This window comes from Paenibacillus sp. GM2, assembly GCF_900069005.2.
Lineage (GTDB): Bacteria > Bacillota > Bacilli > Paenibacillales > Paenibacillaceae > Fontibacillus.
Genome location: NZ_LN831279.1, coordinates 2777017 through 2799533, shown reverse-complemented (window position 1 = coordinate 2799533; position 22517 = coordinate 2777017). Strand labels below are relative to the sequence as shown.

Sequence of the window (22517 nt, the reverse complement as noted above, 5' to 3'; positions counted from 1 at the left end):
TTCAGAAAGATCGGTTTTCAGGACTTAAGCGTATGATAACCGATGTGCGTTTCTACCAAACGCTTCAGTTGGACGTAACTAGGGTGAGGAGCGGAGCAGCACGTTATTTGGATAAAACGATCCCGGAAGCCTTTGCTTGAATGGGTACGGGAGCACCGGAGATGTTTCCGGGAAACGTGACTTCGTGTTATTTACCTGGACCCGGCTGAATTTAGGATTTGTTACCGAGTGGCTTCTTTAATTCACTTCGTAATCGCAAGCGGTCTTTTTAAACTGCCCTATTATAAGGAAGTTAGAGGGAACATGCTTGAACACTACTTTGAAGGAGGATAATGTAAAATGGAAAATTGTTTGTTTTGTAGCATTGTAGAGGGGAAGATCCCTTCGAAAAAAGTGTATGAAGACGATACATTTCTCGTATTTCATGATATCCAGCCTGCAGCGCCGGTCCATGTACTGATCATTCCGAAGAAGCATATCGCTACGATGAACGATGTCGGCTCAGAAGATTATGCCATGATTGGTGAATTGCATCGCATTGCACAGCAGATGGCCAAGGAGCTTGGTGTTGCAGAGACTGGCTACAGATTGATCAATAACTGCGGTCCTGATAGCGGACAGGCTGTATATCATATTCACTATCACCTGCTAGGCGGAGCGAAGCTGGGGGCGCTTGCACAAACTTCGGATTCACATGCAAATTGACGAATTTTGTGAATGTCTAATTGCCTGAAATTGTGGAAAAACTAAGGTATACCGCCGTTTTTGCCTCATGCTGATCGGTGTGCATAGGTAAAAAAGTAATAAATAATGAATAGGAAAACAGGGTGTCAGGTTGACACCTTCTTTATTTTTCCCCTATAATGTAGCTTGATGAACCGTGTTGTTATGCTCTTGGACGGTCTGGTCGGAGGGAGGGAAAACTGGTGTCTGAAACTAAAGTTCGCAAAAACGAGACAATTGATGCTGCACTTCGTCGCTTTAAACGTTCCATTGCTAAAGATGGCGTATTGGCTGAGGTGAAGAAACGCAAGCATTATGAAAAGCCAAGCGTAAAGCGCAAGAAAAAGTCCGAGGCTGCTCGTAAGAGAAAGTTTTAGGAGGAATTAGCTACCATGAATCTTAGCGAGCGATTGAACGAAGATATGAAGCAAGCGATGAAGAGTCAAGACAAGTTCAAACTCTCCACCATACGAATGGTACGTTCTACGATTAAAAATCTTGAGATAGATTTGAAAAGAACTTTGGACGATAATGAAGTGCTTGATATCCTAAGTCGTGAGATCAAACAGCGCAAAGATGCCCTCCAAGAATTTGAAAAAGCAGGTCGCGAAGATCTTGCCGCGAGTGCCAGAGCGGAAGTTGAGATCATTGCCGTATACCTTCCCAAGCAGTTAACTGAAGAAGAAATTAAAGTCATTGTACAGCAGACCATCCAGGAAACCGGTGCTTCTTCAAAAGCTGATATGGGGAAAGTGATGAGCGCGCTGATGCCCAAGGTCAAAGGCCGGGCTGACGGTAAGCTTGTTAATCAGGCAGTGCAACAGTCTCTGCAATAGCTAATAGAGGTAAACACCTTCTACATCGTAGAAGGTGTTTTTTCTTGTGTTTTCATAAATCACCACCTCCCCGCATATTTTGTACAGTAGGGGAAGGAGGATTGCCTCATATGAGCCGGTTTGTCCGCAAATTTCGCAAATGGACGGTCGAAGCGCTCGACTTGCCAGGAGATCTTGTTTTTAATTTGCCAAGGCTCACCTTGATCGGAGGTAAGCAGTTGTACATAGAGAATCATCGCGGGGTAGTGTTCTTCTCTCCGGAACAGCTTCAATTGGAGTTAAGCCACGGTTCTCTTGAGGTCGAGGGGAGTGGACTTGTCATAAAGGAAATATTGCCACAGGAAATCGTCATCGAAGGGAAAATCGAAGGGATTAAATATCGCGGAACGGAGGAGTAAGCTGTGAAATCACCCGTCTTTGCCAAGCTGCGCGGCGTAGTCACGATTGTCGTCCGCGGTAAATCGATTGAACTTCTCGTCAATGAGCTAACGAAGAAAGAGATGCAGGTGTGGGATCTGAAGCCGCTCCCGGATGGGACAATGGAGATGAACATCCAGCTGGCGGACTTCTTCAAGCTGCGTCCGCTTCTGAAGCGGACAGGCTGTCGTCTTAGAGTGAAGCGGCGCTCAGGCATTCCTTTTATGATGGTCAGATTATGGAAACGCAAATGGTTCGTCTTCGGATTTGCTCTTTTTATCGGCGTTGTACTAGCATTATCTTCTCTGGTATGGGATATTGAAGTGGAGGGCAATGGCAAAATTCCAAAGGAGGATGTCCTGCTTGCTGCTCGTAGCGAGGGAGTATATCCTTTCCAATGGATTTATCGGCTGCCCAGACAGGACGAGCTCTCCAAGGATCTGGCCCGCAAGCTGCCGGGGGTATCCTGGGTTGGCGTCTCGCGCACAGGAACAAAGATCAGGATCCAGATCGTGGAGGCGTCAAAGCCGAAAGAGCAGGAGTTGATGAACCCGCGCAGTTTTGTCAGCACGTCGGATGCGGTTGTCACACGCATTTATGCGGAGAGGGGCAATCCGGAAGTAAGAAAAAATGACCGCGTTCGTAAAGGGCAAGTTCTTATCTCCGGTGAACAGGGGGGCAAGAGAATTGTCGCCAAGGGAGAGGTCAGAGGTATTGTCTGGCATGAATACAATATCGAAGTACCGTTGCTGCGCAAGCAGAAGGTTTATACCGGAGAGAAAAAAGAACGCGGATATTTATATTTTGGCAAAACAGCGATTCAGCTTACCGGATATGGGAAGGTCGATTTTGAGAAATCCAACACGATGACGAGAATAGACCCGCTGACCTGGAGAAGCTTCAAGCTGCCCATCGGCTGGATGAGCGAGGAGATTATGGAGACGACTTTTATTGAATTGGCGATTTCTGAGGAAAAGGCCAAAAATGATGGAATAGAGGCGGCAAAACGCGATATTATGAGCAAGTACGGGACAAAAAGTGTAGTTTTATCGCAAAAAATTTTGCATGAGAAGACTGAGAATGGTAAAGTTTATATGAAAGTGCATTTTGAAGTAGATCAGGATATAGCAAAAGAACTACCCATCGTACAATAGCAAGGAGAATGAGGCTAATTTGTCAGAACAACTTGTCAGTGTCAAAATAGCGCTTCAAAATGCGTCTGAAGGTTTGTCACTATTCGGCCCTCAAGATGCATTCCTGAAGTTGATCGAGAAAAGATTTACAGCAAACATTGTTCTAAGAGAATCGGAAATATCTGTCCGCGGTCAAAACGGCGATGTTGAACGGCTTGAACAGCTATTCGAGGTATTGCTTGAACTTATCCGCAATGGATATATATTGACCGAAAGAGATGTGCTCTATGCGATTGATCTGGCGCAGGATTTCCGGGCTGATCAATTGCTTGATTTATATAAGGGAGAGATCGCTGTAACCTTCCGTGGGAAGCCAATACGCGTCAAGACGATCGGACAGAAGCATTATGTCACAACGATCAAGAAGAACGATATTGTATTCGGTATCGGCCCGGCGGGCACAGGCAAAACCTATCTTGCCGTTGTACTGGCCATCTCGGCGCTGAAGGAAGGCTCGGTTAAGCGTATTATCCTGACTCGTCCTGCGGTCGAAGCTGGGGAGAATCTGGGCTTCCTGCCAGGGGATTTACAGGAGAAGGTAGACCCTTATTTGCGTCCGCTGTATGATGCGTTATACGACGTCATGGGGCCGGATCAGACAGCAAAAGCGTTGGAACGGGGACTGATTGAGATCGCTCCTCTTGCCTATATGCGTGGTCGTACGCTGGATGATTCTTTTATTATATTGGACGAGGCCCAAAATACGACGCCAGAACAGATGAAGATGTTTCTGACTCGGCTTGGTTTTGGCTCAAAGATGGTCATTACAGGCGATGTGACTCAGATTGATCTTCCGCGAGGCAAGAAATCCGGGCTGATTGAGGCGAGAACCATTCTGAATAATATTGATGAGATCGGATTTGTTGATTTTGTGGAGTCGGATGTGGTGCGCCACTCGCTGGTTCAGAAGATTATTGTTGCTTATGATCGTGCCGCTGAAAATCAGGCCTAGTATAGGAGGGCTGTCTCTATGACCTCAAATGAAATGCAAAAAAAGAGCAAGTTCCAATCGAAGGCTGCAGGATGGAAATATAGCGCTACTGTGCGCTATATTTTGTATGTTCTCTTGATTGTAATCCTGTATGTGAGCATGGCGTCCAAGCTATTGCCAGAAACCTACGATATTGCGGTTGGCTTGCCCAGTGATAAAGAGATTCTAGCTCCGATGGAAATTCCGGACACCAAAGCGACGCTGAAGGCTCAGGAGGAAGCGGCCGAGAAGGTCGGACAAGTCTATACGATTCTTCCCATGCGCAACGAGATTCTTATCGGGCAAATTCTGGACCGAATCGCCCGTTTGAATCAGGATGATCAGGTTTCGACTGAAGATAAGAAGCAGATTTACCATGATGAACTGCCACAGCGGGTTAAGGATTACATACAGAACTTCATTAAGAATAATCGTAATTCGAGCGACTATACGGCCACGCTGTTCCAAGAGGCTACGGAGCGGATTAATGAGCAGCAATATCAAATTTCAGAAGAGACCTTTATTAAAATACCGCGTTTGACGCTCGAAGATGTTAATGAGATGAAGCCGGTAGCCGCAGAGATCGTCTCACGGCTGATGACCGACCAGATCGTTGATGCGCAGACAGCCAGGGCGAAGGTAGCGGAGATGGTCAGCACGAGCTCCTTGAGCAAACGGGTATCTCGCGAAGTTGTGCAGGAGCTGGCTCGTCTTGTGATTACCCCTAACAAGTTCTATGATGAGGAAGCCACCAAGGCTGCCAAGGTAGAGGCACGGGAGAATACCCCAACGGTCTTTATCAAGCAGGGGGATGTACTCGTAGCCAAGGGGCAGAAGATCACAGAAGAAATGTACAATTTGCTTGAGAAGAACGGCTTGCTTAAAAATGAGGTTAACTATTGGCCGCAATTCGCTCTCGTCATGCTCTCTTCTGTGCTTGCACTGGGGCTGATTATGTATATCCGTCAATCGGAAGGGGCCAGCCGCTTCAAATATAATAATTCTCAGTTTGTTATGCTGCTCATGATCATTGTGATTACGATCATCTCGATGCATTTAGCTGCTATTTTGCAAAATGAACAGCGGATTTACGTAGGTTTTCTTGCTCCGGTTGCTGTCGGAGCTATGCTGATTACATTGTTGCTTGATTTACAGCTTGCCTATATTTGCACTATTTTGTTCAGTGCCCTGGCCAGCGTAATTTTGAATGTGCATAAAGGGCAAATTTTCGACTTCAACTTTGGTTTCTTTACGATCGTAATTTCCTTTGCGGCGATCTTTGCGATACATCGAGCCAGCCAGCGATCGACGCTGCTGAAGGCGGGCATAATGATCTGTCTATTCGGGTCATTCTCGGCTTTCACATTGATCCTGTTAGACAATAACAGCTGGACCGAATCCAGCACGCTGTATACGATTGGCTTTGCTGTTGCCGGAGGCCTGCTGACAACGATTCTTGTCATCGGCCTGATGCCTTTCTTCGAGGTTACCTTTGGCATATTGTCTGCGCTTAAGCTGGTAGAGTTGTCTAACCCGAACCATCCTTTGCTGCGCAAGCTGCTGATTGAGACGCCGGGAACCTACCATCATAGCGTCATGGTTGGCAATCTATCGGAAGCGGCAGCCGAGGCGATCGGCGCGAACGGGCTTTTATGCCGCGTGGGTTCTTATTATCACGATATCGGCAAGACGAAACGCCCAAGCTATTTTATTGAGAATCAGAACAATATGGAGAATCCACATGACTTCATCGATCCGAAACTGAGCAAGTCGATCATTATTGCTCATACGACAGATGGGGTCGAGATGTTGAAGGAATACAAGCTGCCTAAGCCGATTCGTGATATTGCTGAGCAGCATCATGGAACGACCTGCCTGCATTATTTCTATCATAAGGCGCTGACTTTGGCTGAAGAGCAAGGTGTTAAGCCTGAATTCACGGAGGAGGACTTCCGTTATCATGGTCCTAAGGCTCAATCCAAAGAAGCGGCCGTAGTAGGAATTGCGGATAGTGTTGAAGCGGCTGTTCGTTCGCTGCGCAAGCCTACGGTGGAACAGGTAGAGACGATGATTGAGAAGATTATTAAGAGCCGTCTGGACGATCACCAGTTCAATGAATGCGATTTGACGATGCGTGAGCTTGATGTCATTGCCAAGACGCTGAAGGAAACGGTGATGGGGATCTTCCATTCCCGGATCGAATATCCGGAGCAGATGAAGAAGACAAAAGCGGCGGAAGAAGAGAACAACAGGGGGCAGGAAGGAAATGGGGCTTAAGTTAGAATGGAGCAACGAGCAGGACAAGCTGGCCATTAGCGACGATTTGATTGCTTTATTGGATAAATTGCTGCAAAAAGCAGGCGAAGCCGAAGGGGTAACGGAAGGCGAGGTTGCCCTGACCTTTGTCGATGACGAGAATATTCATGAACTGAACCGGACCTATCGCGGGATAGATCGGCCAACGGATGTATTGTCCTTTGCGATGCAGGAATCCCTTGATGATGAGCTGGAGATCGTCTATGAAGTGGATGATGAAGAAGCGGATCAGCTAGAGGCAATGACAGACGTGCTTGGCGACATCATTATCTCTGTAGAACGTGCTCAGCAGCAGAGCGAAGACTACGGTCATTCTCTTCATCGGGAAATTGGCTTCTTGTTTGTGCACGGCTTCTTGCATCTGCTTGGCTATGACCATCAGGATGAAGCTAGCGAAGCGGAAATGATGGGCAAACAAGAGGCAGCACTTTCGCAAGTAGGACTGCTCCGCTAATGAGATCAAAGCGTAAATGGAGCGATGTATTCGGCTGTGCATTTGAGGGGATCATCCATTCTTTACGAACAGAACGAAATTTGCGCATTCACGTACTGGCCGGCATCTTAGTGGTGCTGGCTGCGTTGTTTTTTCAACTCACGTTAAGGGATATCGCTCTATTGCTTGTTATGATTGCGCTAGTGATCTGTACGGAGCTGCTGAATACGGCGATTGAGAAGACGGTTGATCTGATCAGCCCGGACTGGCACAAGCTGGCCAAGATTGCCAAGGATGCGGCAGCCGCAGCGGTGCTGGTTGCAGCGATAATCTCTGTGCTGGTTGCGGTACTATTATTCTATCAGCCTGTAATGAGCTGGCTAGGAATGAGTTGAGCCTCCCCGTTGATGGGCTGCATGGCAGCATGGGGAATGAGGCAACTTATGAATTGATGGAATGTTGAATAACCTCCTGAAGGTTTTGGAGCGAATTCAGGATTAAAGGATAATGAAAGGGTTGCATATATGACTAAATCTAAATTCAAATCGGGGTTTGTAGCTATTGTCGGCCGTCCTAACGTCGGTAAATCCACACTGATGAACCAGGTGATTGGCCAAAAAATCGCGATTATGTCCGATAAACCGCAGACGACGCGGAATAAAATTCACGGAGTCTATACGACCGATGAAATGCAAATTGTATTTCTTGATACACCAGGCATTCATAAGCGTCAATCGAAGCTTGGAGATTTCATGAATACAACAGCGTTAAATACGCTTGGCGAAGTGGAGGCCGTCCTGTTCCTGGTCGATGCGGCAGAAGGTCTAGGCGGGGGAGATCGCTTTATTATCGAGAAGCTTAAGGGCTTGTCAACACCCGTTATTCTGGTGCTGAACAAGATTGATCGTGTAGAGCCGGAGGTTCTGCTTCCGTTGATTGAGGAATATAGCAAGCTGCACAACTTTGCTGAAATCGTGCCTGTTTCGGCGATGCTGGGCAATAACGTGAATACGCTGCTTGAACAGCTCGGCAAATACCTGCCAGAAGGACCGCAATATTATCCTGAAGATCAAATTACGGACCATCCGGAGCAGTTTGTATGTGCTGAACTGATTCGCGAGAAAATTTTGCATATGACCCGGGAAGAAGTTCCGCATTCCATTGCAGTGACGATTGAAGATATGCGTGTGCAAGATAACGGGGTTGTTTATGTAGGGGCTGTGATATTTGTTGAGCGTGATTCACAGAAAGGGATCATTATCGGTAAACAAGGCTCAATGCTGAAGGAAGTTGGCAAACGGGCAAGAATGGATATTGAACGCCTGCTTGGCTCGAAGATTTTCCTTGAGCTCTGGGTCAAAGTGAAGAAAGACTGGCGAAACCAGGATCGGGTTCTTAAAGATCTCGGCTTCCATAAAGATGCTTAACTGGGGGTTTGCGGTTGGCGTAAGTCAAACATTGTAAAATAGGCACTCGGGTGAAGGGGAAGAGGAGCGGAGCGTACGCAGTGTGTACGTGAGCACCGGAAGACCCGGCTGAATTCAAGATTCGATGTCGAGTAGTTCAACAGTATTACATCGTAATCAAAATCGGGTTGCTTGAACTTCCTCTAAGCTGGGAGGAATTGCAACGCATAGATCATGTCATCTAGCACATCCTATTCTTTGTAGATACAGACGTCGTTTCCGAAGAGAGGATGAATACGAATGCGAGATTTTTCGTGGAAGTATTTTGCAATGACGGGAGATGTCGATGCTTATTTATTGTATAAAGAGTCTGGTGGAAGTATAGGTGAGGAAGCCAGTACCATTGAGGAACTGAGCCTCGAGGAGGAAGAAGCGGCGGCTGAATAACGCTGTTATGGAGCCGGAGCGGTTGGGGGAACAGGTATGTTGTATAGAGTAGAAGGAATCGTCATCCGCAGTATGGATTATGGCGAAGGGAATAAAATCGTCACACTCTGCACCGAAAATAATGGAAAAATCGGCGTTATTGCGCGCGGAGCTAAGAAGATGAAGAGCCGCTTGGCCGCCATGGTGCAGCCTTTTACTTATGGAGAATATGTGTTCTTCCGTCAAAATGGCGGCTTGGGAACGCTGAATCAAGGTGAGATTATTGAATCTCACTTTTCTTTGCGTGAGGATCTGTTCCTGGCGGCCTATGCTTCCTATGCTTGTGAATTGCTGGACCGTACGCTGCAGGATGAAGAAATCGGGCGTTTCTGGTTCACACAACTGAAGGCCTGTCTGGATGCGTTGTCGACTGGAAAAGATCCGCAGATCGTTCTCCATCTATATGAAATTAAGGTTCTTCAGGCCGCGGGATACGGACCTTCCTTCAGCGCTTGTGTCAATTGTGGGGCTGAGGATGAATCCACCTTCATGAGTCCGCGGCTGGGAGGCAAACTATGTCGAAGATGCCGTCATCACGATCCAGCGGCGCGGGAAATTACAGCGGGGACTTATAAATTGCTGACTTTGTTTGAAAGAATGGATATGAGAAGGCTGGGCAGCATTAGTGTAAAGGATAACACCAGGCAAGAACTGAAGGAATTGATGCGTTCTTTTATAGATATTCAACTGGGGCTCAAGCTAAAATCGCTGCAGGTGCTGGATCAACTGAACAAGTATAATATTTGACATTCTATCTGTAATTATTTATAATTTACTAGAATTTCTCCAGTTAGTACGAGTTTAAAAAGGTCGGTTGGTCAGCATCGAAGCGCAGGATCAAAAGTGACTTTTTTGAGCAATCTCTATATGGAGATTCATGTGTTGAGCGGGACAAGTAATGGAGTCTACATCTGCATGAAGCGAGCCGGGGAAGGTGTAAGCCCGGTCGGATTAGTCCATGAAATGGCAGCCCGGGAGCATGAAGAATTGTTCGTGAAAAGCGGATTTGCTAAACTTTCTTTTTGATAAATATTCAAAAAAGTTGGCAAATCAAGTAGGGTGGAACCGCGGGAAAGCTATAGCTCTCGTCCCTACGTCTGGTTACAGGCGTGGAGGAAGAGAGCTTTTTTGCGTACTCTTCCGGACGCCGGGAGTGAAGCTGAATAATAGATCATCGGGATAAGCTGCAAAGCTTGCAACCGGGCATAATGTTCTGTTCAGCCGATATTTTCGCATTTAACAAACAAAGGAGTTGTGGTTCATGAATTTCCAACAAATGATTCTGACCCTGCAGCAGTTCTGGTCGGAGCAAGATTGCATTGTCGTGCAGCCGTATGATGTGGAGAAGGGAGCGGGGACGCTTAATCCGATGACCTTCCTTCGCTCAATTGGACCAGAGCCATGGAGAGTCGCTTATGTAGAGCCATCCCGTCGTCCGGCGGACGGACGATATGGCGAGAATCCGAACCGTCTGTATCAGCATCACCAGTTCCAAGTCATCATCAAGCCCTCCCCTGACAATATTCAGGAAATTTATTTGGAAAGCCTGAAGCGTCTTGGAATCAATCCGCTGGAGCATGATATTCGCTTTGTAGAGGATAACTGGGAGCATCCGGGCCTTGGCGCTTGGGGGCTTGGTTGGGAAGTTTGGCTGGACGGCATGGAAATTACACAATTTACTTATTTCCAGCAGGTTGGCGGAATTGAAGCTAATCCTGTAGCAGTGGAGATTACTTATGGTATGGAGCGGCTTGCTTCATATATCCAGGATAAAGAAAATGTGTTCGATCTGGAGTGGGTGGATGGAACGAGCTATGGAGATGTATTCCACCAGGCCGAATTTGAACATTCGAAATATACGTTTGAAATCTCGGACGTAAAAATGCTATTCACCTTGTTCAACATGTATGAGCAGGAAGCGAACAAAGCGATGGATCAGCATCTTGTATTCCCGGCATATGATTATGTGCTGAAATGCTCGCATGCGTTCAACTTGCTTGATGCCAGAGGGGCAATCAGCGTAACGGAGCGGACCGGTTACATCACCCGGATTCGTAATCTAGCCCGTCAAGTTGCGGCAACTTATTTGGAGGAACGCGAGAAATTGGGATTCCCAATGCTTGAGAAAGGGGGCGCTGCACATGTCTAAAGATTTATTGTTTGAGATCGGTTTAGAGGAAATGCCTGCCCGTTTTATCCGTGGGGCGATGGAGCAGTTGGCGGAACGATTGGGCAAATGGCTGGATGATTCAGTAATTACACATGGTGCCGTCCTAAGCTATGCATCACCGCGCCGTCTGGCTGTGCTTGTCAAGGATGTGGCCGAGAAGCAGGAAGATGTTCATGAAGAGGTCAAAGGGCCATCCCGTAAAATTGCTTTGGACGAAAATGGAGAGTGGAGTAAAGCCGCGCTTGGATTTGCCCGCAGTCAAGGAGCGGCACCGGATCAGTTTACTTTCAAAGATCTGGGCGGAACAGAGTATGTCTATGTCAGCAAGAGCCGCACCGGTGTGGAGACAGCTTCCATCGTATCGGAAGGACTGCTGGGCATTATGCATGCGATGAATTTTCCGAAAAATATGCGCTGGGGCAATCATGACTTTAAATTTGTACGCCCGATTCGTTGGATCGTTGCCCTGTTCGGATCGCAAATTATCGAGCTGGAAATCGCCGGTGTTAAATCCGGGAACGTAACAAGGGGACATCGTTTCCTTGGTCAGGATACCGTTATTTCAGAACCAGCCAATTATGTTGAAGCCTTGCGTGCCGAGCATGTGATTGTTGATGTAAATGAGCGCCAGAAGCTTATTGAAGAGCAAATTGCGGCACTGGCTTCTGAAAAAGGCTGGAATATCGCCGTTAAGGATGACTTGCTGGAGGAAGTTTTGTTTCTGGTTGAAACACCAACCGCTCTTTACGGGAGGTTCGAGGAATCTTTCTTGAACATTCCCAAGGAAGTGCTTATCACTTCCATGCGCGAGCATCAACGTTATTTCCCGGTATTGAACAACGAAGGAGATTTGCTTCCATATTTCGTAACGGTGCGCAACGGGAACGCTGAGCATCTTGACACCATCTCCCGCGGGAATGAAAAGGTGCTGCGCGCACGCCTGTCTGATGCGAAGTTCTTCTATGAAGAGGATCAAAAGCTGCAGATTAAGGATGCCTTGTCCAAGCTGGAAAGCATCGTCTTCCATGAAGAGTTGGGAACGGTAGGAGATAAAGTACGCCGCATTCGCCGGAATGCCGAGAAGCTCTCGCACCTGCTTGGCGTAGAATCCGGGGTAGCTGAGATGATCAGCCGTACAGCCGAGATTTGCAAATTCGACCTGGTTACGCAAATGGTAGGTGAATTCCCGGAACTGCAAGGTGTTATGGGTGAGGATTATGCCCGCAAAGCCGGGGAGCCGGAAGCGGTAGCCAAAGCCGTATTTGAACATTATCAACCGCGTTTTGCCGGAGACGAGGTTCCTGCTTCGGAGATTGGTTCAATTGTTAGTATTGCGGATAAAATAGATACGATTACCGGCTGCTTCTCGATCGGCATTATTCCAACCGGATCACAGGATCCATACGGATTACGCCGTCAAGCGGCAGGTATTGTACAGATTATTTTGGAGCATAAATTGTCGGTTAGCCTGAACGATATTTTCAAAATTTCCTTGGAGACTCATGCGAATTTCCACGGGCTGAAGCGTACTGAGGAAGAAATTATGCGCGACTTGCTGGAATTCTTCGGTCTTCGTGTGAAAAGAACGCTGTCCGACAGCTTGCGTTATGATGTGGTTGAAGCGGTCATCGCAGCAGGATATGATGATGTCGTCTCCGTTGTTCAGCGCGGCAATGCCCTGATGGATGCGGTGACGAATCAGGGGGACTTCAAAACAACGGTTGAATCTTTCGGACGTGTAAGCAATCTGGCAGCCAAAGCCTCGGCGATGAAGGTTCGCTTCGACTTGCTCAGCGATCCTGCCGAGCAACAGCTCTATGATGCATGGCGGTCGATGACGGAAGACTATCGCAGCAAGCTGGCGGAAAGACACGAAGCGGAAGCTTTAAATCTGCTTGGCGGATTGCAAGCATCCATTACAAATTTCTTCGATAAAGTTATGGTTATGGCGGACGATGAAGAGATCCGTACGAACCGTCTGGCCTTGCTGGCGGCTATCGATGAGGATCTTAAGGTGTTTGCCGACTTTGGCAAGCTGGTCTGGGCATAGCGGAAATGGAGGAAGTCCGGCAAATGGCTCGAATTGTCGTGGATGCGGATTCCTGCCCGGTAAAACGGGAAATTATTGAGACAGCTCACGATTTTGGTGCGCAGGTGCTTATGGTTTCTTCTTATGATCACGAGCTTCAGGCTGAGCAGGGAGTGCAAATTATCCATGTCGACCGAAGCTCGCAGAGTGCAGATATGTATATTGCCAATCATATCGTCAAGGATGATATCGTAGTGACCCAGGATTATGGTCTCGCTGCGTTGACGTTAGCTAAACATTGTAGAACATTGTCTCCCCGGGGCGAATTATATCACCCGGGGAATATTGATTATTTGCTTGAACGCAGGCATTATCATGCCAAAGCGCGGCGCGGAGGGCGCTATGCCAAGGGGCCCAAGCCTTTTACCGACGTGGACCGCGCTCACTTTCAATATATGTTGTCAAAACTTTTGCAAGATTTGCAGGAGAATAACTAATTTTAGCGAATTTATATTTACGGGTTAGAAGTCATTTTAACGGCCTAAGTTCGGCTGTGAAATATTCTAACTTAGGTGCGTGTTCAAAAAGTTTGACTCTCAGCATCAAGAAGGTTGGAGGAAGCCAGGGTGTGAGGCGCGGAGCTGCGCGTTTTCGATAGGAAACGACCCGGGAAGTCTTTGTTTTACGTGAGCCCTGAGGTGTTTGCGTTAGGAAACATGACTTCTTAAGCATTCGCTTGCCCCGGCTGAGTTCGAGATTCGATGTCGAAGGGTTTACCTGCGTTATTTGCGATCAAAGCAAACTTTTTGAATTACCTCTTGAAAGATGAAGGTGGTTTAGATGAGTACCGGAAGAGGAATTCCGGAGGAAGTCATCGAGGCAGTCTTGCGGCAACATGATATCGTCGACACGGTTGGCAAACACGTTCATCTGACGAAACAGGGTAAGTATATGAAAGGGCTATGTCCATTCCATTCAGAGAAGACGCCCTCTTTTACGGTTACACCCGAACGGCAGATCTTCCATTGTTATGGCTGTGGTAAAGGCGGAAATGCCATCAAATTCAGGATGGAAATCGAAGGATTAACTTTCCCTGAGGCCGTAAGAGTAATGGCGGAAGAGGCCCATATTCCGTTTGAAGACGGAATGGGAGGCCAGGGTGGATCGCCCCGAGATATGGAACTTGAGCAGTTGCTGCAGGCTCATGAATGGACCTCCAAGCTGTATCATTATTTATTGAGGAATACAGAGCATGGCAAACCGGCCTTGGAATATCTGAGGTCTAGAGGCATTAATGACAAGGCGATCGATACTTTCCAAATCGGTTATGCACCTGCGCGTTGGGATACACTCGTCCAGTTTTTGGACAAGCGCTCTTTCGATCTGAAAGCCATGGAGAAAGGCGGATTGATCTCTTCCAAGCAGGATGGAACAGGTTTTGTGGATCGCTTCCGTGACCGGGTCATCTTTCCGCTGCATAATCGGACTGGGAAGGTGATTGCTTTTGCCGGCAGAATTCTTGGCGACGGACAGCCGAAGTACTTGAATTCACCGGAGAGTAGATTGTTCAGCAAGAGCCGGACGTTATATAACCTGCATCAGGCCAAGACCGATATTCGCAAAACAAGGCAATTTGTCCTGTTCGAAGGATATGGCGATGTAATCAGCGCCTGGGATTCAGGGGTTCATAATGGCGTTGCCACAATGGGAACGTCGCTAACGGAGAGTCATGCGAACATAATGAGAAGTCTGGCGGATGAGGTGATCGTCTGTTATGACGGTGATAATGCCGGACAAGCCGCGGCTCTGAAGAGCATATCGATTCTGGAAGGAGTCGGCTTCAATACAAAAATAGCCCTGTTAAGCGATGGGCTCGATCCGGATGAGTTCATTCAGAAATACGGAGCCGAGCGTTTCAAATCGCAAGTGTTGGATGGAGCTGTTACATCCGTCAAATTTAAGCTTATATATCTGAAAAAAAACCATATACTGCTAGAGGAAGACGGAAAGATTGCCTATATCAAAGATGCTCTGGAAATTATAGCCCCTTTGCCATCACCTACGGAACGCGAAATCTATTTGCAGGATTTATCAGCGGATCTGCAGGTGTCATTTGACAGTCTGAAGCAGGAATGCAATGAATTGCGCCAGGCTATGCAAAAAAAGGCTCCCGCAGGGGATAATAAGGCCAAAAGGTGGAATAATGGTAGGCATAAAACGGGGCAGGCGTCAATGCCGACGCTGCTGCCTGCTTATCAGGTCGCAGAGCGAAGATTGCTGTTCTATATGCTCCAGGATGAAGAGGTTGCTCAATATGTGAGCAAACATCTTGGAGATGATTTTAACATCGATGATCATGCGGCGATTGCTGCTTATCTATACGCCTATTATGCGCAAGGAAAAGAGCCGGATGCGAGCCGGTTTGTATCCTCGCTTGAGGATGATCGTCTGGAGAAGACCGTAGTTGCGATCGCTATGATGGATATTCCGAGAGAATGGAGCTTTCTGGAATTGGACGATTGCATCCGGGAAATCCGGCGGTTTCCGCTTCTGGAACAAATTAAGCGCAAAAAAGAAGAGATGGTCTCGTCCGAACGAGCCGGTGACTTTATACGCGCGGCACAAATTGCAAGTGAGATTATTGCCCTAGAGAGACAGTAAGAGGTTTGGACTTTGGATGTTTCTAGGGAGGAGGGAGCCCAATATGGCGAATGATCAACATACTGAACTAGAAACGGATTTGACGTTAGATCAAGTGAAAGAGCGCTTGATTGAACAAGGGAAGAAGAAATCTTCTCTGACCTACAAAGAAATTATGGAGAAGTTGTCTCCCTTCGATCAGGACCCTGAGCAGATGGATGAATTTTTTGAGCATCTTGGAGATCTTGGGATAGATGTAAACGGGGACAGTGATGCAGAGCTGACGAGTCGCAGTGACGACGAGGACCGCGAGAATAATGACGATTTCAATTACGATGATGATCTATCGCTTCCGCCGGGCATTAAGATCAATGATCCGGTGCGAATGTATTTGAAGGAGATCGGACGCGTTCCGCTGTTAACTGCTGAAGATGAGATGGAGCTTGCGAAGCGAATCGAAAATGGCGATGAGGAAGCAAAGCGCCGTCTGGCTGAGGCGAATCTGCGTCTGGTTGTCAGCATTGCCAAGCGTTATGTAGGGCGCGGCATGTTGTTCCTGGATCTGATTCAGGAAGGGAACATGGGTCTGATCAAGGCCGTCGAGAAGTTCGACCACAAGAAGGGCTTCAAATTCAGCACTTATGCAACCTGGTGGATCCGTCAGGCGATTACCCGTGCGATTGCCGACCAAGCAAGAACGATTCGGATTCCCGTTCATATGGTGGAGACGATTAATAAGCTGATCAGAGTATCCCGTCAGCTATTGCAGGAGCTCGGCCGTGAGCCTGCTCCGGAGGAAATTGCCGCAGAGATGGATCTGAGCGTGGAGAAGGTCCGCGAGATCATGAAGATCGCACAGGAGCCTGTATCTCTGGAAACGCCGATCGGTGAGGAAGATGATTCCCATCTGGGCGATTTCATCGAAGATCAGGAGGCGTTGGCGCCAGCGGACGCCGCAGCTTATGAGCTTCTCAAAGAACAGCTGGAGGATGTCCTTGACACTCTTACCGAGAGGGAAGAGAATGTGCTTCGCCTGCGTTTTGGACTCGACGATGGCCGAACCAGGACCTTGGAGGAAGTAGGCAAGGTATTCGGTGTAACAAGGGAGAGGATTCGCCAGATTGAAGCGAAGGCGCTCCGCAAGCTTCGTCATCCAAGCCGCAGCAAACGGCTCAAGGATTTCCTGGAATAGCGTTGAATAGACCTTCTGCAGCCAGGCAGCGAGGTCTATTTTTTCATTCTGACCTTAGCCGCGAGTGCATGTAATACACCAAGGAAGTATTGTAATTCCTAAGTTCGATGAATGGCCTTCTTGTTGTTCACTGCTATTGGTCTTTATTTTAACTTTTTTTCCAAGCTAATGCAAATTGCTGTAAAGCTTGTAATTGTTTTCTTCTTGTGGGGATTTTTCTGAATACTTAGTTTGTAAATCAGGTTATGGCAGTAAATAAAACGGGTGGTGTAATTTTCTTAATGAAACTATCAGCAAGATTACAGGTCATTGCAGAGGAGCTTTCGCTTGGATGCAGAATGGCCGATATTGGATCGGATCATGCGCTGCTGCCAGTCTATGCAGTGAAGAATGGCAAAGCCTCCTATGCCGTCGCTGGGGAAGTGAATGATGGCCCCTTGGAGGCCGCTCAGAGACAGGTTGCCGAGGCCGGGGAACATCGTCGTATCTCTGTCCGCAAAGGCGACGGTTTGGCCGTCATCAGCCCCGGAGAGGTCGATACGATTACGATTGCCGGAATGGGCGGAGCCTTAATCGTATCTATACTTTCAGGTGGAAGGGATAAGCTTGAGGGTGTGAAGCGGCTTGTGCTTCAACCGAATGTTGGGGAGGAATTTGTTCGCCAATGGCTGGTTGAGAACGGCTGGTATTTGGAGAAGGAGCAAATCCTGGAGGAAGACGGGAAGATTTATGAAGTGCTGACGGCTATCGCTGATCCTGGCGCTGATGCATTGAACGAGCGGTTGTACCAAAATAAGGTTATGGATGGCGGAATTGTCGTTTCCAAGCCATGGTTATTGAAAATTGGACCTCGATTCATACTGAATCCTTCATCAACATTATTGAAGAAATGGCAAGGAGAAATCGCGAAGCTGGAGAACATTTGCCGTCAGGTCGCCCTATCCGATCAGGAGGCTTCGCGTGAACGGGAAAGCGAACTCAGGCAGGAGATAGAACAGCTTAAGGGGGTATTGGCATGCTGGCAAAAGGACAGACCGTAATTCAGTACATGGAGCAGCTTGCACCTAAGCATGTTGCTGTGGAAGGAGATAAGATTGGGCTGCAGCTGGGCAGTTTAAGCAAAGAGATTACAGGTATTCTCGTTGCGCTGGATGTCAATGAGGAGGTTGTGGACGAGGCTATTTCACTCGGCGTTAATCTCATCGTTGCGCATCATGCGATTATTTTCAGACCGCTCCCGTCGATCCAGGTGGATACGCCTATGGGTAAGGTCTATGAGAAGCTGATCAAGAACGATATCGCTGTCTATATCGCACATACAAATCTGGATATTACAGAAGGTGGTATGAATGATTGGATGGCAGAAGCCCTTGGATTTGAGCCCAGCGCTTCGTTAGAAGATATCCACACAGACAACCTGTACAAGCTGGTTGTATTCGTGCCGAAGGATCACCATCAGCGTGTGCTTGATGCTATGCTTGACGCCGGAGCCGGGGCCATCGGGAATTACAGTCATTGCAGCTTTAATATGGAGGGTTACGGAACGTTTAAGCCTGGGGCAGGGACAGACCCATACATCGGTTCGCAAGGCAAGCTGGAGAAGGTCGAGGAGATTCGGATCGAGACGATTGTTCCGGCGAGTATTCGCAACCAGGTCATACAGGCTATGCTGAAAAAGCATCCGTATGAAGAGGTAGCTTATGACTTGTATCCGATGGATCTGAAGGGCCGTACCTTAGGTTTAGGGCGTGTTGGCAAGCTCGCAGAGCCGGTCACCTTGAAGGAGTTCGTAGAACGTGTCAAAGTGAAGCTGGACGTTCCAGCTGTCAGGGTTGTAGGCGATATGAATCGGTCTATTAAAAAAGCTGCTGTGCTTGGCGGTTCCGGGGGCAGGTACTGGAAGCATGCGTTGTTCCAGGGAGCGGATGTGCTCGTGACGGGAGACGTTGATTACCATACGGCTCAGGACGCTTTTATGGCTGGAATTACGATCGTTGATCCAGGACATAATGCGGAGAAGATTATGAAAGTGAAAGTAGCGGAATGGCTGACTAATAAACTGACAGAGCACAAATATGAGACGAAGGTTCATGCTTCGCAAATAAACACCGAACCATTTGTTTTCATGTAACAATACAGGTGTTTGTATCTGACACCCGAGCGCCCCGGTGAATTCAAGTTCCAAGCCGGGATCACTTCCTGATCGAGCCATATCGCATTTTTGGAACTACCTCTAATTGGACCTTGAGTTAACGTGATATAAGCTGTATACTAACTATTGTTGCATTTCGAAAGTTTGACAGACAATCGCTGGCGGCTTCGGCCGCGAGAGGAAAGTCCGGGCTCCATAGGGCAGGATGCTGGATAACGTCCAGTCAGCGCGAGCTGAAGGATAGTGCCACAGAAATGGACCGCCGATGGCCGCTATTATAGCGGAACAGGCAAGGATGGAACCGAGGTGTAAGAGACCCCGAGGAGCGCTGGTGACTTCGTTCCTGGTAAACCCCATCTGGAGCAAGACCTAATGGGACGCAGCTTCCTTGGAAGCAGCCTTTGCCCGAGGCGCGTCCGGGTTGGTCGCTGGAACCGCATAGTAATGTGCGGTCTAGATAGATGATTGTCACTTACAGCGGGAGGGTAGTTCCCGTTCTTACCGCTACGAGTACAGAACCCGGCTTACGGCAAACTTTCATCACTGTCGCAACATCATCACTAGAGGCTTACCGCAAGTTGTTAAACCTGCGGTCATGCGCCTCAAATACATACGCAAGAAAAAAGGAATTCCTTCGGGACAACCCATACTTTTTTTAAGTTTTTGTTGAAAGTTTGAAAAAGGCAATCAGCGAGGCTAAAATAGCCTCGCTGATTGCCTTTTCATTACGCTTATTTCAATCTTTCGATCGCTCTGTCCATTTTGCGCTCAATGGCTTGCGGCCAGAATTGCAGTGAGGCATCGCCACCTCCTGCGGCTTCAAGCGCAGCGTAGACATCAATTTGCCCGTAACCGTAGTATTTGTCGTGGCCTGCGGTACCCAGATCGATTACATTTTTGCGGATGATATCCATCACTTCTGTATTCTTCAGCTCTGGATTAATAGAGCGGATCAACGCAGCCAGTGCCGTTACATGCGGGCATGCCATCGAAGTGCCGGATAAGGCCGCATACTGGTTGTCAGGATAGGTGCTGGCGATACTCTCGCCGGGAGCCATCACATCTACATAGTCACCGTAATTGGAGAAGGAGGCCTTCTTCAAATTGTAATCGGTCGCTGATACAGACAGAACTTCCGGGTAAGCCGCCGGATATCCGGGACGTTCAGTATTATCATTACCTGTTGCTGCAACAAGAACCACATCATGATCAAAAGCGTATTTAACCGCTTCATGCAGAAATTTCGCATCCGCGTAATTGCCCAGACTCATATTGATCACTTTAGCACCGTTATCAGTAGCCCAGATAATTCCCTGCGCAACAGAATAGGTCGTACCTGCACCGGACTTGTCCAACGCTTTTACCGGAAGTATTTTGCCGCTCCACATCATACCGGCAATGCCTTCGCTGTTGTTGGTATTGGCGGCGATGATGCCGGCGACATGCGTGCCATGTCCGACATCGTCTATCGGATCTTCATCGGGAGCGTCAACATTATAACCTTTCAGCAGCCGTCCCTTTAAATCGGGATGCTGCAAATCAACCCCCGTATCTACAACACCAACGATAACATCATTGGTTCCTTTGCTGAGCTTCCAGCCGCGTGTCGTATCGATAATCGGTAAATTCCATTGATATTCCGAGAATAACATGTCATTAGGAATTAGCGGTGTATCGTCCAGACTCGTCTCGTTGGTCATGTAGAGATAATGGGGTTCCACATAATCAGGCTGCCAATTTTTAAGGAAATAGTCTTTCAGTTCATTCATCGTCAGCTTATCGGAGCGGAAAATGTACGTGTTTACTATTTTTTGAGGCGGCTTACAGTGTAGATCATTCATAATTTTCTTACGGTCCTCGGTGCTTAGTCCATGTTTAAACGTAACGACGATCTCATTCTCATAATAGTGGCTCGCCTTTTCGTTATCATGCCCGGTTTTAACGGTAATGTCCCGCAAGGTGTCGGTCTCAACGGATTCGACCTTGTATTTGCCCTCCTTCGGATAAGGAATCAGACGGAGATTTTTATGCTGATGCTCTTTTACTTTTCCAAGGATACCTAAATCCATGACAGCGATCACTCCGTTGCCGCCCTGTTTTGCCGGCTCTGCCGTAATATAGAACTTCGGATCCTTCTGAGGAAAAGCCGGAGACTCGTAGGATTTGCCTTTCTGCAGCGATTTCTTGGCAAAGCTGATGTAGCTTGCTATCTGTTTTTGTTCCTCGGGATTCGCCTTATAATGCGCGGCGCGGATTTCCTTTGTCTTGCCGTTTGCACTGTCATACCAAAGGATGGATTTAAACTGTTGATGTCCCTTTTGCAGTTCGGTTATACGGGATTTCAGCTTGTCGGTATGAATTTTGCGCGAAGCCTCGGATAGCGCACGGAGATGCCCTTTGGTATCCATTCTGATCAGTCGCTCCGTTGCAGTCATATCCCGGTGCAGCATCATTTGCTTCAAGCGCTGCTCCTCCTTCGGTCCAGGCACCGGCTTCGTTTGTTCTGCAGCTTGTTGTGGGGCCTTCTCATTGAAGGGATACAGGCCGATCACGGTAGCGGCGGCGATCCCCGCAATGCCGACTAGTGCCCATCTGAACCATTTCATGTCATTGCCTCCTTAACGTTGTAGAAGTTGAATGATTTATTCAACTTATATGGCTGATTGGGATATGAATAGGTTGCTATGGAGCCTGTTTTTTTATTCCAAGACCGGGATCGAAAGCGTCAGCAATAGTCTGGTACCGTCCCCATGTTTTGTCTTGTTTTGTCAGCTATTTTGAAGGCATAACGAGCGGTACAGAGGGAACACTGATTCCGAGGTGATTAATCAATGACAAGCGGAAGTAAACCCATCGTAAAATGCAGTGTAGCCAATTGTGTTCATTGGGGAGAGAAAAATATTTGTCAGGCGGACAGCATTATGATCGATATCGACCAAAATGCGACTCGTCAGTACCATGCGGAATTCGCTGGCGAATCCTTCGATTCCGAGAATCAGACGACAGCCACAACATCATCTGCAACTTGCTGTCATACCTTTGAACCCAAGTCAACTTAAGTTTAACCATCTTATATCCCTAGGAGGTGCTGTAGAATGAATGATCAATTTAATGATGACAACCAGCATAATTATTATGGGGAAAGAAAACGTCTTGATTTTCCGCGTAGAGACCATTCAGAACATTCAGTAACTCATAACAACAACCATTCAGACAAGGAAGAATATGCTTCTGAAATATCTCCAACGGCCTCGGTGGGCCCGACAAATTGGGATACGACAGAACACCGCGATAATCGTTCGGAAGGTGCCGAGGCAGAACGAGCAGATACGGATGTTGCCGATAATAGCATTGGCCGTACTGTAGGTTATGTTGGGGTTGGTCTTGGCATTGCCTCGCTGTTCCTCTGGAGCATTGTACTTGGCCCGCTCGCTGCAGTATTAGGGTTCTATGCTTACAGTCAAGGAGCTAAGACCTCGGGAGGCTGGGCGATCGGCCTTGGCATAGTAGCTACACTTAGTTATTTCTTCCTGATCCCATTTACTCGCTGATTT

At 47.8% G+C, this 22517-nt stretch carries 23 protein-coding genes and 1 other RNA gene; 23 read left to right on the top strand and 1 reads right to left on the bottom strand.

Translation table 11 applies throughout. The features are described 5' to 3' along the window. The first annotated feature begins 339 nt into the window (after positions 1 to 339). The 21 genes from BN1360_RS22560 (at position 340) to rnpB (ending at position 19505) form a co-directional block, all read left to right on the top strand. The gene (locus tag BN1360_RS22560; protein ID WP_068782095.1) at positions 340 to 705 is read left to right on the top strand and encodes a histidine triad nucleotide-binding protein; all 366 of its coding nucleotides are present in this window, start codon (positions 340 to 342) and stop codon (positions 703 to 705) included. Between the two features lie 221 nt (positions 706 to 926). Beyond that, positions 927 to 1100 carry a 30S ribosomal protein S21 gene (rpsU, locus tag BN1360_RS22555; RefSeq protein ID WP_005547957.1) on the top strand — a complete coding sequence of 58 codons (174 nt, stop codon included), beginning with the start codon at positions 927 to 929 and terminating at the stop codon, positions 1098 to 1100. Positions 1101 to 1115: 15 nt separating this feature from the next. Beyond that, positions 1116 to 1559, top strand: coding sequence for a GatB/YqeY domain-containing protein (locus BN1360_RS22550; protein WP_068782094.1), 444 nt, complete (start codon positions 1116 to 1118; stop codon positions 1557 to 1559). Positions 1560 to 1669: 110 nt separating this feature from the next. Beyond that, on the top strand, positions 1670 to 1957 hold the full coding sequence (gene yqfC / locus BN1360_RS22545; RefSeq protein WP_068782093.1) for a sporulation protein YqfC: 288 nt from the start codon (positions 1670 to 1672) through the stop codon (positions 1955 to 1957). 3 nt (positions 1958 to 1960) lie between these two features. Further along, entirely contained in the window at positions 1961 to 3130 is a 1170-nt protein-coding gene (gene yqfD / locus BN1360_RS22540; RefSeq protein WP_068782092.1) for a sporulation protein YqfD, read from the top strand. Between the two features lie 19 nt (positions 3131 to 3149). Next, positions 3150 to 4121: a PhoH family protein gene (locus BN1360_RS22535; protein ID WP_068782091.1), complete on the top strand. Its 972-nt coding sequence runs from the start codon at positions 3150 to 3152 to the stop codon at positions 4119 to 4121. A gap of 18 nt (positions 4122 to 4139) precedes the next feature. Continuing rightward, positions 4140 to 6416, top strand: coding sequence for an HD family phosphohydrolase (locus BN1360_RS22530; protein WP_068782090.1), 2277 nt, complete (start codon positions 4140 to 4142; stop codon positions 6414 to 6416). Then, entirely contained in the window at positions 6406 to 6909 is a 504-nt protein-coding gene (ybeY, locus tag BN1360_RS22525) for an rRNA maturation RNase YbeY (RefSeq protein WP_068782089.1), read from the top strand. Before BN1360_RS22530 ends, ybeY begins: the two co-directional genes overlap by 11 nt. After that, positions 6909 to 7283, top strand: coding sequence for a diacylglycerol kinase family protein (locus BN1360_RS22520; RefSeq protein ID WP_068782088.1), 375 nt, complete (start codon positions 6909 to 6911; stop codon positions 7281 to 7283). Before ybeY ends, BN1360_RS22520 begins: the two co-directional genes overlap by 1 nt. Positions 7284 to 7412: 129 nt before the next feature. Then, entirely contained in the window at positions 7413 to 8315 is a 903-nt protein-coding gene (era, locus tag BN1360_RS22515) for a GTPase Era (RefSeq protein WP_068782087.1), read from the top strand. A 279-nt stretch (positions 8316 to 8594) separates the two neighbouring features. Next, on the top strand, positions 8595 to 8741 hold the full coding sequence (locus BN1360_RS22510; protein ID WP_082790171.1) for a YqzL family protein: 147 nt from the start codon (positions 8595 to 8597) through the stop codon (positions 8739 to 8741). A 36-nt stretch (positions 8742 to 8777) separates the two neighbouring features. Continuing rightward, on the top strand, positions 8778 to 9527 hold the full coding sequence (recO, locus tag BN1360_RS22505; protein ID WP_068782086.1) for a DNA repair protein RecO: 750 nt from the start codon (positions 8778 to 8780) through the stop codon (positions 9525 to 9527). A 105-nt stretch (positions 9528 to 9632) separates the two neighbouring features. Then, the gene (locus BN1360_RS22500) at positions 9633 to 9806 is read left to right on the top strand and encodes a hypothetical protein (RefSeq protein WP_229521077.1); all 174 of its coding nucleotides are present in this window, start codon (positions 9633 to 9635) and stop codon (positions 9804 to 9806) included. A 235-nt stretch (positions 9807 to 10041) separates the two neighbouring features. Further along, complete coding sequence (gene glyQ / locus BN1360_RS22495; protein WP_068782085.1) at positions 10042 to 10929, top strand: glycine--tRNA ligase subunit alpha; 888 nt, start codon at positions 10042 to 10044, stop codon at positions 10927 to 10929. Then, complete coding sequence (gene glyS, locus BN1360_RS22490; RefSeq protein ID WP_068782084.1) at positions 10922 to 13000, top strand: glycine--tRNA ligase subunit beta; 2079 nt, start codon at positions 10922 to 10924, stop codon at positions 12998 to 13000. Before glyQ ends, glyS begins: the two co-directional genes overlap by 8 nt. Before the next feature lie 23 nt (positions 13001 to 13023). Next, positions 13024 to 13476, top strand: a complete 453-nt coding sequence (locus tag BN1360_RS22485; protein ID WP_179013724.1) for a YaiI/YqxD family protein — start codon at positions 13024 to 13026, stop codon at positions 13474 to 13476. 343 nt (positions 13477 to 13819) lie between these two features. After that, complete coding sequence (dnaG, locus tag BN1360_RS22480) at positions 13820 to 15640, top strand: DNA primase (protein ID WP_068782082.1); 1821 nt, start codon at positions 13820 to 13822, stop codon at positions 15638 to 15640. Between the two features lie 43 nt (positions 15641 to 15683). Continuing rightward, on the top strand, positions 15684 to 16811 hold the full coding sequence (gene rpoD, locus BN1360_RS22475; protein WP_068782081.1) for an RNA polymerase sigma factor RpoD: 1128 nt from the start codon (positions 15684 to 15686) through the stop codon (positions 16809 to 16811). Between the two features lie 281 nt (positions 16812 to 17092). Continuing rightward, entirely contained in the window at positions 17093 to 17851 is a 759-nt protein-coding gene (locus BN1360_RS22470; protein ID WP_068782080.1) for a tRNA (adenine(22)-N(1))-methyltransferase, read from the top strand. After that, positions 17827 to 18942 (top strand): Nif3-like dinuclear metal center hexameric protein, encoded by a 1116-nt coding sequence (locus BN1360_RS22465; RefSeq protein ID WP_068782079.1) that lies wholly within the window; start codon positions 17827 to 17829, stop codon positions 18940 to 18942. Before BN1360_RS22470 ends, BN1360_RS22465 begins: the two co-directional genes overlap by 25 nt. A 160-nt stretch (positions 18943 to 19102) precedes the next feature. Continuing rightward, an RNA gene (gene rnpB / locus BN1360_RS22460) (RNase P RNA component class A) lies at positions 19103 to 19505 on the top strand. Between the two features lie 189 nt (positions 19506 to 19694). Here the strand turns inward: rnpB and BN1360_RS22455 are convergent. Next, positions 19695 to 21569: a S8 family peptidase gene (locus tag BN1360_RS22455; protein ID WP_068782078.1), complete on the bottom strand. Its 1875-nt coding sequence runs from the start codon at positions 21567 to 21569 to the stop codon at positions 19695 to 19697. 225 nt (positions 21570 to 21794) lie between these two features. Here BN1360_RS22455 and BN1360_RS22450 point away from each other — a divergent pair, with 225 nt between their 5' ends. Both BN1360_RS22450 and BN1360_RS22445 read left to right on the top strand, forming a co-directional pair. After that, the gene (locus BN1360_RS22450) at positions 21795 to 22022 is read left to right on the top strand and encodes a DUF1540 domain-containing protein (protein ID WP_082790170.1); all 228 of its coding nucleotides are present in this window, start codon (positions 21795 to 21797) and stop codon (positions 22020 to 22022) included. Positions 22023 to 22058: 36 nt separating this feature from the next. After that, entirely contained in the window at positions 22059 to 22514 is a 456-nt protein-coding gene (locus BN1360_RS22445) for a hypothetical protein (RefSeq protein WP_068782077.1), read from the top strand. Positions 22515 to 22517 lie beyond the last annotated feature (3 nt).